This is a genomic window from Pseudomonas sp. RC3H12 (assembly GCF_018596375.1).
Lineage (GTDB): Bacteria > Pseudomonadota > Gammaproteobacteria > Pseudomonadales > Pseudomonadaceae > Aquipseudomonas.
On record NZ_CP075595.1, the window covers coordinates 2,640,735 to 2,653,570 of the forward strand.

The 12,836-nt window shown below is 66.4% G+C and carries 15 protein-coding genes; 5 read left to right on the forward strand and 10 right to left on the reverse strand.

Annotated features, from left to right (window positions below; all coding sequences use genetic code 11):
* Nucleotides 1-14 precede the first annotated feature (14 nt).
* Together KHO27_RS11930 and KHO27_RS11935 are read left to right on the forward strand one after the other, a co-directional pair.
* Nucleotides 15-353 carry a hypothetical protein gene (locus tag KHO27_RS11930; RefSeq protein ID WP_214501873.1) on the forward strand — a complete coding sequence of 113 codons (339 nt, stop codon included), beginning with the start codon at nt 15-17 and terminating at the stop codon, nt 351-353.
* Nucleotides 350-1,009, forward strand: a complete 660-nt coding sequence (locus KHO27_RS11935) for a DUF3313 domain-containing protein (RefSeq protein WP_214501874.1) — start codon at nt 350-352, stop codon at nt 1,007-1,009. The genes KHO27_RS11930 and KHO27_RS11935 overlap by 4 nt, the downstream gene beginning before the upstream one ends.
* 156 nt (nt 1,010-1,165) lie before the next feature.
* Here the strand turns inward: KHO27_RS11935 and KHO27_RS11940 are convergent, their stop codons facing one another.
* A complete protein-coding gene (locus KHO27_RS11940) occupies nt 1,166-2,218 on the reverse strand; it encodes an NAD(P)-dependent alcohol dehydrogenase (RefSeq protein WP_111532209.1) in 1,053 nt (350 codons plus the stop codon).
* 177 nt (nt 2,219-2,395) lie between these two features.
* On the opposite strand from KHO27_RS11940, the gene KHO27_RS11945 reads away from it, so the two are divergent.
* Nucleotides 2,396-3,301 carry an AraC family transcriptional regulator gene (locus KHO27_RS11945; RefSeq protein WP_214501986.1) on the forward strand — a complete coding sequence of 302 codons (906 nt, stop codon included), beginning with the start codon at nt 2,396-2,398 and terminating at the stop codon, nt 3,299-3,301.
* 25 nt (nt 3,302-3,326) lie between these two features.
* Here KHO27_RS11945 and KHO27_RS11950 read toward each other — a convergent pair whose 3' ends face one another.
* Nucleotides 3,327-3,923, reverse strand: a complete 597-nt coding sequence (locus KHO27_RS11950) for a TetR/AcrR family transcriptional regulator (RefSeq protein WP_110704615.1) — start codon at nt 3,921-3,923, stop codon at nt 3,327-3,329.
* Between the two features lie 93 nt (nt 3,924-4,016).
* Here KHO27_RS11950 and KHO27_RS11955 point away from each other — a divergent pair, with 93 nt between their 5' ends.
* Nucleotides 4,017-4,631 carry an NAD(P)H-dependent oxidoreductase gene (locus tag KHO27_RS11955; protein ID WP_214501875.1) on the forward strand — a complete coding sequence of 205 codons (615 nt, stop codon included), beginning with the start codon at nt 4,017-4,019 and terminating at the stop codon, nt 4,629-4,631.
* 49 nt (nt 4,632-4,680) lie between these two features.
* Here KHO27_RS11955 and KHO27_RS11960 read toward each other — a convergent pair whose 3' ends face one another.
* Nucleotides 4,681-4,998 (reverse strand): I78 family peptidase inhibitor, encoded by a 318-nt coding sequence (locus KHO27_RS11960; RefSeq protein WP_046855162.1) that lies wholly within the window; start codon nt 4,996-4,998, stop codon nt 4,681-4,683.
* Nucleotides 4,999-5,286: 288 nt separating this feature from the next.
* Here KHO27_RS11960 and KHO27_RS11965 point away from each other — a divergent pair, with 288 nt between their 5' ends.
* The gene (locus KHO27_RS11965; protein WP_023632517.1) at nt 5,287-5,499 is read left to right on the forward strand and encodes a hypothetical protein; all 213 of its coding nucleotides are present in this window, start codon (nt 5,287-5,289) and stop codon (nt 5,497-5,499) included.
* Here KHO27_RS11965 and KHO27_RS11970 read toward each other — a convergent pair.
* From KHO27_RS11970 to KHO27_RS12000, 7 genes are all read right to left on the reverse strand, one after another.
* A complete protein-coding gene (locus KHO27_RS11970; protein WP_102682857.1) occupies nt 5,471-6,481 on the reverse strand; it encodes a nucleoside hydrolase in 1,011 nt (336 codons plus the stop codon). The genes KHO27_RS11965 and KHO27_RS11970 overlap by 29 nt on opposite strands.
* Before the next feature lie 154 nt (nt 6,482-6,635).
* Nucleotides 6,636-7,040 (reverse strand): D-ribose pyranase, encoded by a 405-nt coding sequence (rbsD, locus tag KHO27_RS11975; RefSeq protein ID WP_110704609.1) that lies wholly within the window; start codon nt 7,038-7,040, stop codon nt 6,636-6,638.
* Entirely contained in the window at nt 7,037-7,945 is a 909-nt protein-coding gene (gene rbsK, locus KHO27_RS11980; protein ID WP_102682859.1) for a ribokinase, read from the reverse strand. The genes rbsD and rbsK overlap by 4 nt, the downstream gene beginning before the upstream one ends.
* Nucleotides 7,946-7,954: 9 nt before the next feature.
* Nucleotides 7,955-8,980 carry a LacI family DNA-binding transcriptional regulator gene (locus KHO27_RS11985; RefSeq protein WP_214501876.1) on the reverse strand — a complete coding sequence of 342 codons (1,026 nt, stop codon included), beginning with the start codon at nt 8,978-8,980 and terminating at the stop codon, nt 7,955-7,957.
* A 4-nt stretch (nt 8,981-8,984) separates the two neighbouring features.
* Entirely contained in the window at nt 8,985-9,977 is a 993-nt protein-coding gene (locus KHO27_RS11990) for an ABC transporter permease (RefSeq protein ID WP_110704607.1), read from the reverse strand.
* Nucleotides 9,974-11,527, reverse strand: coding sequence for a sugar ABC transporter ATP-binding protein (locus tag KHO27_RS11995; protein ID WP_110704605.1), 1,554 nt, complete (start codon nt 11,525-11,527; stop codon nt 9,974-9,976). Before KHO27_RS11995 ends, KHO27_RS11990 begins: the two co-directional genes overlap by 4 nt.
* 154 nt (nt 11,528-11,681) lie before the next feature.
* Complete coding sequence (locus tag KHO27_RS12000; RefSeq protein WP_110704603.1) at nt 11,682-12,632, reverse strand: sugar ABC transporter substrate-binding protein; 951 nt, start codon at nt 12,630-12,632, stop codon at nt 11,682-11,684.
* Nucleotides 12,633-12,836 lie beyond the last annotated feature (204 nt).

The window sequence follows — 12,836 nt, forward strand, 5'->3', positions numbered from 1 at the left end:
GCCGAGGGCTCCCCATGAAGATAGCCGACAGCCGCAACAGCACCGATGTGCAAGAAGGTTCCGCCCCCCTGATCCTCAGCCAGCGCCACACCAGCCGCGGCCAGACGGGCTCACTGATCGTGCAGCAGGAGAGCCTGGGCCTGGCGGACGACCTGGGCTACATCACCCTGCGGCGCTACTTCGAGCATTACGACCCGGGCTGTGGCGAATGGGTCGAATACAGCCATACCGTGCCCATCCGTGAGCTGATCCACTGGCTGATGGCGCATGGCAAGTTGCAGATCCAGGCCTCGCAGGACGCGTCCCCAACCCAGGCCTGGCAGGCCACCGCGCAAGAGGAGCGCCGCCCATGAGCCAGCGGCATCTGCTGACGGTCATGCTGACCAGCACCCTGAGCCTCTCGGCATGCAGCAGCCACAAGCCGGCACCGGCCGGGTTTCTCAAGGACTATGGCCTGCTCACCCCGCACCAGGCGCCGTCTGGCGGTACCGTACTGAGCTGGGCCGACCCGAAGTGGCCACGGGGGCGCTATATCGAGGTCTACCTGGCGCCCAGCCGCTTCTACCCGACACCCGAACCGAGCCCGCGTATTCCCCAGGCTGCCCTCGCCTCGATCAGCCACTACTACGACGCGGTACTGCGCAAGGAAATAGGCAAGGTGATGAAGGTAGTGGATACCCCTGGCCCGAACACGCTGGTTGTCAGGCCGGCCATTACCCGCATCAGCGCCGACGCACAAAGCCTGCGGTACTACGAGTGGCTGCCGATCACCCTGGTCGCGGCTGGAGTAAGCAGTGCCGTGGGGATGCGCGACCGGGACAGCGAAATTGCCACCGAACTGTCGTTCGAAGCCGGCACAAGCGGGCGAGTGGTGGGCGAGGCGATGCTCGCAGGCACTGGCGTGCCGCTGGAGAACGACCGCCAGGTGATGACGGCCGACAACGTCAAGGCCGTGCTCGATGGTTGGGGCGTCGACCTGCGCCAGGCATATGCGGCCCCCCTCAGATAATGTGCCGTGCCGGTGTGTGGGCAGACTGCCTTCAAAGACCTCATCGCTGGCAAGCCAGCTCCCACAGGGATAGCGCAAGACTCAAGACAAGAACTGCGCGGGCGAGGTGGGAGCTGGCTTGCCAGCGATGCGCCGCGTCAGCGGCGCCCTGTCGACTCAGACCTTCAACGTGGCCATGTCGATGACGAAACGGTATTTCACATCGCCCGCGATCATCCGCTCGTAGGCCTGGTTGATGTTGCGGATGTCGAGCATCTCGATATCGCAGCTGATCCCGTGCTCGGCGCAGAAGTCGAGCACCTCCTGGGTTTCGGCGACACCACCGATCAGCGAGCCGGCCAGCACCCGACGCTTCATCACCAGGTTGGCCGCATGCAGCGGCGGGTCGACCGGCTCGATCAAGCCGACCAGGATATGCACGCCGTCGAACTTCAGGGTTTCGAGGTAGGGGTTGAGGTCGTGCTGGACCGGGATGGTGTCGAGCAGGAAGTCGAAACGGCCGGCCGCAGCGCGCATCTGTTCGGCGTCGGTGGACACGATCACTTCATCAGCCCCCTGGCGCCGCGCCTCCTCGGCCTTGGCCGCGGAACGAGTGAACAGCGTGACATGCGCCCCCAGCGCCTTGGCGAGCTTGATGCCCATGTGGCCCAGCCCGCCCATGCCCAGCACGCCGACCTTGTGCCCCGGGCCAACACCATGGTGCTTGAGCGGCGAGTAGGTGGTGATGCCGGCGCAGAGGATCGGCGCCGCGCTGGCCAGCTCGAGGCCTTGGGGAATGCGCAGGACGAAATGCTCGCTGACCACGATGCTGCTGGAGTAGCCGCCCATGGTATTGCTGCCATCGACCCGGTCGGGGGTGGCGTAGGTCATGGTCGGGCCTTCCAGGCAGTATTGCTCGACGCCCTGGCGGCAGGCTTCGCAGTGACGGCAGGCGTCGACCATGCAGCCGACCCCGACCAGATCGCCCACCTGGTAGCGGCTGACCTGCGCACCAACCGCGGTGACCCGACCGACGATCTCGTGGCCCGGCATCAGCGGGTAGACGGCGATGCCCCACTCGTTGCGGGCCTGATGGATATCGGAGTGACACACGCCACAGTAGAGGATCTCGATGGCGACATCGTCGGCCCGCGGGCTGCGACGCTGGAAGGTCATGGGGGCCAGGGGGCTGGTGGGGGACTGGGCGGCGTAGCCGATGGCGGTGTACATGCGGACCTCTCTCAGGTGAAACGTTTCAGGCGGCGCATTGTGCGCAGCCTGTCCCGCCCCGGCCACGGCCGATTCTCCGGCATGCATGCCTGATTCTCCGGACCTGCCTGCTACCCTCTGGCGCAAGCTATCCAATCTGCGAAGATGACAGTGTCCGATTCTCTGCCCGGTTTCGCCATGCACCTGACTTGCCACGTGGATGCCAATGCCACGCTCTGCTCACTGATCCGCACCCTCGCCACGCGCCCGGGGTTCGTGCCCACCGCCCTGCCCCAGGTCCAGGTCCTGACCTGGGACCACTATGTGGCCAGCAGCCCGCAGATCTACGAACCCAGCCTGATCATCGTCGCCCAGGGCAGCAAGCTGGCGCGCCTGGGCCCGCGCACCCTGGAGTACGGCGCCGGGCATTATCTGGTGCAGGCGCTGTCGGTGCCCTTCCTCTGCGAGACCTTCGCCACACCCGAGGCGCCGCTGCTGGGTGTGGCGGTGGACATCGATCGCGCCATGCTCGGCGAACTGGTGCAAGCCATGAACCTGGGGCCGGATGCCGCGGTTCAGGTACAGACTCCGCAGTCGATGACCTCGGCAGCCTTGGACACGGCCATGCGCGAGAGTGTCGAGCGCCTGCTGCAGTGCCTGCAGGACCCGCTGGACGCCAGGGTGCTGGGGCCGGCGCGGGTGCGCGAGGTGCTCTACACCGCGCTGCGCGGCCCTCAGGCCGGGGTGCTGCGGGCACTGGTCGAACAACAGGGGCATTTTGCCCGGATCGCCTCGGCCCTGGCCTACCTGCGCGAGCACTACGCCGAGCCGCTGGGGGTGGATGAACTGGCCGGCCGGGCGAACATGAGCGTGTCAACCTTCCATGAGCACTTCAAGCGCTGCACCGACCTGGCGCCGATGCAGTACCTCAAGCGCCTGCGCCTGCTCAAGGCGCAACAGATGCTGATCGGCGAAGGCCTGGGCGTGGCCCAGGTGGCGCATCGGGTAGGCTACCAGAGCACCTCGCAGTTCAGCCGCGAGTACAAGCGCCAGTTCGCCCGCAGCCCGGGCGAGGAGCAGGCGTACCAGGGCCTGCCGGCTTGATTGCTGGCCTGCCTCGCGCCGGCAGCTACTGACGCAGGACCATCGCCACGATGGTCGCCTGCAACTCGCGCTTGGCGGCCTCGGCGGCCAACTCGCCGGCCGCCGCCGCCAGGGACAGCGCATCCGCCGCCCCCACCAGCACCCACAGGCCGGCCACGCCGATATCGCCGCCCGCCGCGAAGGGCGCCAAGGCTTCCCGGCATTTGTCCATGAAGGGCCCTTCATAGCCGCGCTTGAGCGCCTCGAGCTCCGGCGAGCCGGCCAATGCCGCACTGACACCGGGGATCTCGCGCCCTTGGGTCGCCACGCAGTCGACATAGGCCTCGGCGATCACCCAGGCCCGCCCCGGCAGGTCCGCCGGACAACCGGCCAGGGCCGTGTCGAGCATCGCCGTCTGGCGCGCGTCGTACTCCTGGTACAGCGCTAGCAACAATCCATTGCGGGTTTCGAAGTGGTCATACACCACCGGCTTGGTCACCCCCGCCTGATCGGCCAGGTGCCCCAGGCTCAAGGCATCGGTGCCTTCCTCGCGTACCAGTTGCCAGGCCACATCGAGCAGTTGCCGGCGGCGCTCCTCGCGGGACAGGCGTTTGCGCGGCGTGGTCTTTTCCTCGCTTGACATTGATTACCTACCAAAAGTAACTTACCAATAGTAACTTACTGGGAGTATATAACGCTCCCGACGCACTCGCATCCTGATTCTGGAGATTCCACCATGCATGCCCTGATCGTCATCGGTCACCACGACCCCGCCTCCCTCACCCATGCCCTTGCTGAGCAGCTCGCCGAAGGGCTGCGCGCGGCGGGCCACACCAGCGAGTTCGCCGACCTGGCCCGTGAAGGATTCGACCCCCGTTTCACCCTGGCCGACCACGCCGTGCACCGCCGTCTGGGGCCGCCGCCGGCCGATGTGCTGGCCGAGCAGGCGCGCATCGAACGCGCCGACACCGTGGTGCTGGTCTATCCCATCTACTGGTGGTCGCTCCCGGCCCTGCTCAAGGGCTGGGTCGAGCGTGTGTTCAGCAATGGCTGGGCCTTCTACCAGGCTGCGGACGGTAGTACCACAAAGCGCCTGCACGATTTGACTGCGCACCTGATTGGCGTTGCCGGGGCCGATGCCGGCACTTTCGAGCGGCACGGCTACGGCGAGGCCATGCGCGTGCAGATCGAGCACGGCATCTTCGATTATTGCGGCGCTCGGGTGTTGAGTTCGACGTTGCTGGACGACAGCGAAGGGCAGGATCCGGCACGGCATCTGCGAACCGCCCGCGCATTGGGAGAGAGGATGTTCGCCAGCGAAGGACGGCGCGAACCGGCGACCGTGGCGTGAACACAGGAAGGCGCGGGCCAGCCCGCGCCAGGTGACCGCGTGCGGGCAATCAGCCGCAGTTGACGCGGGTCACCACACCCTTGTCATCGACATTCAGGTTCAACCGCTCGGAGCGGTACTCCAGGGTGATCACATCGTGCGGCTTGAGGATGCGTGCCATCTGCGAGCCGCTGGCCTTGCGCGCCTGCTCGAGCAGCTCGGCGCTGGCCGGCTTGCCGACGGTGAAATCGGCGCCACTGGCTTCGCAGCGGCCGTCATTGCCGGCCGGGGCGGCAGGGGCGCTAGCGCCCGAAGAGCCACCGGTGCTGCAACCTGCCAGGACGGTAGCCACCAGCAGGGTCGCCAGGGAAGCGCGGGTACGGAACATGAATCCTCCTAAATCGATCCGGGAACTGCCTTATGCGACAGTTCCACCAACGGTTTGTTGCAAAACCGCAAGATTCTGCCTGACTCGGCCAGGGGATGCGAAACGCAATCGTCACCGAATTTTGCACCGAACCGCAGGTTCGGCCAAACGCAAGGCTTATGCCTAAGTCGCAGATCCCGTTGCGCAAAGGCATGATTTACTGCAAGAAGTGGAGCATGAAACACCTCCCCTTCGAACGCCAGGACGCGGTATTCGACCTATCACCCAGGCCCAAGCGAGAACCGCCCCATGAGCAGCCACAGCATCGACGCCGATATCAAGGTCAAGTGGGACGAGGGCCAGAGCGCCTACAGCCCGGGAACTCCCGAAGAGCTATTGCTGATCGCCATCGACCTGCTGGTACGCGATCGTGGCAGCGAGGCGGCGCGCAGCTTCATCGACCAGGTGTTCGAGCGCTACGCGCACCACGACACTATTTCAATCGGGCCAGGCGGGCGCTGAGCAGGTCGAAGAAGCCCTGGGCATCGCCCTCCTCGATCCACATCACATTGGCCGGCTGCTTGAGCACGCCGTACCAGTCGGCGACGGTCTGGCCGAAGGTCGGGCCTTCGCGACTGTCGACCACCATGTGCACCTGACGGCCCTTGAACAGCTCAGGCTTGAGCAGGTAGGCGATGACGCTGGCGTCGTGCACCGGGCCGCCTGGCATGCCGTAGTTGTCCATGTCGAACTTGATGTAGGCGTTGAGGATGTCCACCACCAGCTTGCTGGCATTGTTGTTGACCGCGGCGAGCTGCTTGAGGCGCGCGTCGCTGGTGAGCACCTTGTGGGTGACGTCCAGCGGCAGGTAGGTGAGCTTCACGCCACTGGCCAGCACCACCTCGGCGGCGTGCGGGTCGGCGAACAGGTTGAATTCCGCCGCCGGCGTGATGTTGCCGCCGTTGAAATGGGCACCGCCCATCACCACCACTTCCTTGATGCCGTTGACGATCTCCGGCTTCTGGATCAGCGCCAGGGCCAGGTTGGTCTGCGGGCCGAGCATGGCGACGGTGATGCTGTGAGGCTCGGCGGCGCTCAGGGTGTCGATCAGGTACTGCACGGCGTTGCCCTGGGCCAGCGGCTTTTTCGGCTCGTGGACCTGGACGCCGGTCAGGCCTTCCTCGCCGTGCACGTTGGCGGCGTAGATCGGCGTGCGCACCATCGGCCGCCCTGCCCCGGCGTACACCGGGATCTCTTCGCGGCCAGCCCACTCACGGGCCAGGCGGGCGTTACGCGAGGTCTTCTCCAGGCGCACGTTGCCGGCCACGGTGGTGATGGCGCGGATCTTCAATTCCTCGGGCGAGGCCATGGCCAGCAGCAGGGCGACGACGTCGTCGGCGCCTGGGTCGGTGTCGATGATCAGGTCGCGGGGCGCGGCCATGAGGGAAGTGGCGGCCAGCGCGGACATGAGGACGGCTCCTTGGAGCAGGTTCTTGAGGGACATTCAGCACTCCTTGTTGCTAGGGGGATGGATTCACAGGGGCCGCATTACGGCCCTTTCGCCGGCAAGCCGGCTCCCACAGAGGCAGCCCGAGGTTGCGCCTAACCTGTGGGAGCCGGCTTGCCGGCGATCGAGGGCGCACGCCCTCGCATTCGGTCTAGAAAGTCACGCCAGCCACCAGGGCAATATTGCTGTAGGGCTTGCACTCCCCGGTACGCACCACGGCCCGGGCCTGGCGACACAGGGTCTTGAAGTCGGCATGGCTCAGCACCTGGCGCTGGCCCAGCTCACCGCCCGCATGCAAACGCTCGACCTCGGCCAACCCCGGCGGCAGGGCCTGAAACACTTCGTCAGCCAGCACATGCCGCTCCACCTGCATCTCGCTCAGTACCACGCGCAACACGCTGGCAAAATCCGGGATACCCGGCGTCAGCGCCAGGTCGATCAGCTCCACCCCCGGCGGCACCGGCAGGCCGGCGTCACCGATCACCAGGATGTCGCCATGGCCGAGCCCGGCAATGGTCCGCGACAGGGCGATGTTCAGCAGTGGCGTCTTCTTCATGGCGCCAGCTCCTTCAACAGGGGAATGGACGGCTGCGCGCCGACCCGGGTTACCGACAATGCGGCGGCGCACTGGCCGAAGCCGATCGCCTCATCTTCCGACAACCCCCGCGCCAGGCCGGCGGCAAAGCCGCCAACAAAGGTATCGCCGGCCGCCGTGGTATCCACCGGCTGCACCCGAGGGGCCGGGAAGTGCCGGCTGCCGGTGGCGTCGACCAGCAAGGCGCCATCGCCGCCAAGGGTGACGATCACCTTCCCCGCCCCCAACTGGCGTAGCCGCTCGGCCGCGCGGCGGGCACTTTCCTGATCATTGACCCGCACCCCGGCCAGGGCCTCGGCTTCGCTCTCGTTGGGGATCAGGTAATCGATGTAGGCGTACCACTCCGCTGGCAGTGGCCCGCTGGCCGGCGCCGGGTTGAGGATCACCGTGCGGCCCAGCTCGCGGCCGCGGGCCAGGGTCCAGGCCACGGTGGCCGTGGGCACCTCCAACTGACAGATGATCACTTCGGCGCGCTGCAGCAGTGCATCGAAACGGCTTACCGACTCGGGGCTGAGCAGGCCATTGCCGCCGGGGATCACGACGATGGCGTTCTGGCTGGCGGCATCCACCACGATCAGCGCCACGCCGCTGGACACGCCCGGGCACACGCTCACCCCCCGGCAATCGATGCCCTCGGTGAGCAGCGCCTGGCGCAGTTGCTGACCGTAGGCGTCGTCGCCGACGTTGCCGACCATCGCCACGCTGGCGCCCAGCCGGGCCACGGCCACGGCCTGGTTGGCGCCCTTGCCGCCAGGCGCGGTGAAGAAACTGTCGCCGGTCAGGGTCTCGCCTCCCCGGGGCAGGCGCTGGGCGCGGGCCACCAGGTCCATGTTGAGGCTGCCGACCACTACCACCTTGGCATCCATGGGTATTCCTTAACGGTAATCGTTGAACAGGTCCGGGCGTGGCCCGGTGGATTCGCGTAGCACGATGCGCGGGGCGACGATGCGCTGTTCGGTGGCGCCGTCGCGGCGTGGCGTGACGATGCGCGACAGCAACAGCCCGGCGGCACTCTCGCCCAGCTCGCGGATCGACTGGCCGACCGTGGTCAGCGCCGGGTACACATAGCGGCTCAGTTCGATGTCGTCGAAGCCGATCACCGACAGCTCGCCCGGCACGTCGATATTGCGTTCGGCGGCGGCACGCAGCACGCCGAAACCGATCATGTCGTTGCCGGCGAAGATCGCCGTGGGCCGCTCGCCATCGAGCAGGCGCGCCGCGGCGGCATGCCCGCCGAGGCTGGTGAAATCGCTGTGCAGCACATGGCCCGGGGCAACGCGCACGCCGCCCTCGGCCATTGCCCGGCGGAACCCGGCCAGGCGCAGCTGGCTGACCCCAGTGTCCACCGGCCCGCCGATGGTGGCGATCTCGCGGTGCCCGAGTTCAAGCAGGTGGCGGGTGGCCAGGTAGGCGCCCTGCTCGTGGTCGATCCGCACCAGGTCGGCCTCGACGCCTTCCAGGGCCCGGTCGACGATGACCATCGGCGTGCGCACGCCGCTGAGGCTGTCGAGCAGGTCCTGGTCCTCGCCCACCGAGGCGACGATCAGGCCGTCGATGCGCTTTTCCAGCAGCACGCGCAGGTAGCTGCGCTGTTTCTGCGGGTTGTCATCGGAGTTGCACAGGATCACGCAATAGCCGTTGCGCTCGCAGGCATCCTCGATACCCCGGGCCAACTCGGCGAAGTAGGGGTTGACGCTGTTGGGCACCAGAAGGCCGATGGTGGCGGTGCTGCGCGCCTTCAGCGAACGGGCCACGGCGCTGGGCACGTAGTCGAGTTCGGCGATCGCCGCCTCGACCTTCAGCCGCACGTGCTCGCTGACCGGACGGGTCTTGTTCAGTACATGGGACACGGTGGTGTAGGAAATACCCGCCAATGCCGCGACATCTTTGATGGTTGCCATGGTTTCAGTTCCGCCGGCTCGCACGCCGGCTGCGGTAAGTGTCGAGTACCACGGCGATGACGATGACCGCCCCGGTGATGATGCGTTTGGTCGGTTCCGAGGCGCCGATCTGGGCCAGCCCGGCGGCCAGCACCGAGATGATCAGCACACCGAAGAAGGTGCTGATGACCGAGCCGCGCCCGCCCATCAGGCTGGTGCCGCCGATCACCACGGCGGCGATCACCTGCAGCTCCATGCCCGAGCCGGCATTGGGGTCGGCGGCCTCCAGGCGCGAGATCTGGAACAGCGCGGCGAGGCCCGCGAGCACGCCCATCAGGGCGAACACCAGGATCTTGAAGGGGCGTGGGTCGATACCGGCCAGGCGCACAGCCTCTTCGTTGGTGCCGATACCGATCAGGTAGCGACCGAACACGGTACGGGTCAGCACCAGTTGGGCCAGCACGATCACCAGCAAGGCGATGATGAAAGCCGGGGAAATACCGAAGGCGATCGGGTTGGAGAACCAGGCGAAGGCATCGCCGATGTACGCGGTGCGCGAATCGGTGAACTGGTAGGCCAGGCCACGGGCCATCTCCAGCACGCCCAGCGAGACGATGAACGAAGGGATGCGCCAGGCCACGGTGATGCTGCCGGTGACGGTGCCGGCCAAGGCCGCCACGGCCATGCCGAGCAAGGCGGCGGGCAGCACGCTCCAGCCCCAGCCGAGGATCGCCACGCTGACGGTCGAAGCCGCCAGGGCCAGTACCGAGCCGACCGACAGGTCGATGCCGCCGATGATCAGCACGAAGGTCATGCCCACCGCCAGCACCATCAGGTCGGGGATCTGATTGGCCAGGGTGCTGAAGGTGGCGTAGGACAGGAAATGGCTGCTCAGCAACGAGAACAGCACGATCATCGCCAGCAAGGCCCCGGCCAGCCCCAGGTAGGTGCCCAGACCGAAATAGGTGCCGCTGCGGCGCACTGGCGCGGCGTCCGAGGTGTTTGTTGTGGTTTTCATGCATCCATCCTGGGAGCTGCGTCGTGCAGCAGGGCGTCACGTTTCTGGTAGCCGGCGAAGGCGGCGGCGAGGAGTTGGTCCTGGGTCCAGTGGTCACGGTCGAAGGTGTCGATCAGGCGGCCCGCCGAGAGCACGGCGATGCGGTCGCAGATCAGCATCAGCTCGCGCAGGTCGCTGGACACCACCACCAGGGCCTTGCCCTGGCGGGCGAGCTCGGCAAGCAGGCCGTAGATGTCGAACTTGGCGCCGACATCAATGCCGCGGGTCGGCTCATCGAACAGCAGTACCTGGCAATCGCGCTCCAGCCAGCGGCCAATCACCACCTTCTGTTGGTTGCCGCCGGACAGCTCGCCCACGGCCTGGGCGGGGCTGGCGCTGCGGATACGCATGGCGCCTATCTGGCGCTCGGCCAGCTCACGCTCGGCGTCCGCGTCGAGCACGCCGGCACGGGACACCGCGCCGAGGTTGCCCAGGGCAATATTGGCACTGATCGACTGGCTCAGCAGCAGGCCTTCGCCCTTGCGGTCCTCGGTAATCAGTGCAATGCCAGCCTTGACCGCGGCCTTGGGCGAGTCGATGGTCACCGGCACCGGCGGCTGGCCGAGGGCGACCTGGCCGCTGTCGGCGCGGTCGGCGCCGTAGATCAGGCGCAGCAGCTCGGTACGCCCGGCACCGATCAGGCCGGAGATACCGAAGATCTCCCCTGCCCTGACCTCGAACGACACCTCGCGCACCTTGTCGCCGCGGCTGAGCCCGTCGATCTTGAGCAGCGGCGCACCGATCGTGCGCTGGCCCAGGTCGATATGCTCGCCCAGCTCGCGGCCGACCATCAGGTTGACCAGTTGCTCACTGTTGTAGCGCTGGATCGGCTCGGCGCACACCAGCTTGCCATCGCGCAGCACGGCGATACGCTGGGCCACTTGCTGCAGCTCTTCGAGGCGGTGGGAGATATACACGATGGCCACGCCGCGCTGGCGCAGGCGTTCGATCTGGGTGAACAGCAGATCCACCTCGCGGGCGGTGAGCATGGCCGTGGGTTCGTCGAAGATCAGCACATGGCAGTCGCCGATCAGGTTGCGGGCGATCTCGACCATCTGCTGGTGGCCGATGCCCAGCTCGCCGACGGGGGTGTCCGGGTCGATGGCATCCAGGCCGACCTGGGCCATGGCTGCGGTGGCCAGCTGGCGCAGACGCTTCTGGCTGATCCAGCCGAGGCGGCTGGGCAGGTTGTCGAGGAACAGGTTCTCGGCCACGGTCAGCGTCGGCAGCAGGTTGAGTTCCTGCATCACCATGCGCACGCCGAGGCGCTCGGCCTCGGCGCGGCTGCCGGGGGCGTAGGGCTGGCCGCGGTAGAGCATCTGCCCGGTGGTGGGGATTTCCAGGCCGCTGATCAGCTTGGACAGGGTCGACTTGCCCGCGCCGTTCTCGCCGGTCAGGGCCAGCACCTCGCCGCCGCGCAGCTCGAGGGTGACATCGCCGAGCACGGGCTGGGCGTAGGTCTTGCCCAGGCCGCTGACGGCTAGCACGGTTTCATTGGCCGGTACTGACATGGCCATTCTCTCCTAGGACGAAGCATGACGCGTTTAGAAGGCGGGCTTTCGTGGGAGCGGGCTTGCCCCGCGATAGCGTCAGGGCAGATACCCTTGTTGCATCTTCCGACGCCATCGCGGGGCAAGCCCGCTCCCACGCCCCTGCGATATCACTTCACTGGGTAATCAGCTCGACCGGGGTCTCGATGACATTGTCGGCGTTCAGATTCTCCGGCTGCTCGCCCTTGAGCATCTTCAGCGCCGCCTGGATACCGAACACCGCCTGCTTGCTGGCCGCCTGGTCTAGGGTGGCGAGCACGCGGCCGTCCTTGAGCATCGGCTCGATGGCCTTGATGTTGTCGTAGCCGACCACCTGCACCTGGCCGGTCTTGCCGGCGGCGCGCACGGCCGAGACGGCGCCCAGGGCCATGCTGTCGTTGCCGGCCAGCAGCGCCTTCAAATCGGGGTATTCGTTGAGCATCGAGGCGGCCACGGCGTTGCCCTTGTCGATCTCCCAGTTGCCCGATTGCACCGAGACGATCTTCATCTGCGCGGCTTCCATGGCGTCCTTGAAACCGGCGGTGCGCTGCTGGGCATTGGTAGTGGTCGGCACGCCTTCGATGATGCCGACCTGGTCACCGGCCTTGAGCTTTTGCTGGGCCAGGTAGTCGCCGACCATACGCGCGCCCTTGCGGTTGTCCGGGCCTACGAACGGCACGCTGATGCCCTTGCTCTTGAGGGTTTCGGGATCGAGGCGATTATCGATGTTGATCACGATCACGCCCTTGTCCATGGCCTTCTTCACCGCCGATACCAGCGCCTTGGAGTCGGCCGGGGCGATGACCAGCGCCTTGGCGCCCGCGTTGACCATCTGCTCGACGATACGGATCTGCTCGCCGGTGTCGGTCTCGTTCTTGATGCCGTTGGCGACCAGCTCGAATTCGCTGGCATGGGTTTTCTGATAATCCTTGGCGCCGTCTTCCATGGTGCGGAAGAACTCGTTGGCCAGGGATTTCATCACCAGGGCGACCTTGGGCGCCTCCTCGGCGTGGGCGACAGGCAGGGAGAACATCAGCGACGACAGAACGGCGAGGGCCAGCGGACGGCCGGAAAACGGCAGCTTCATGGAAATGACTCCGAATCTTGTGGTTTTTATCGGATCGCAAACGTTTGCGGTGGCTAACTATGTAAACAGGCTGCCGGTTTGTCAATGCACAGCGTAGGAAGCCGCATCTACGCAGGCCGGATTATCCGCAATTAGTCCGAAAAACCGAACACATTTCCTACGCTTGTTCGGCCCACCGAACAACCAGCAGCAAGTTGACCCAAC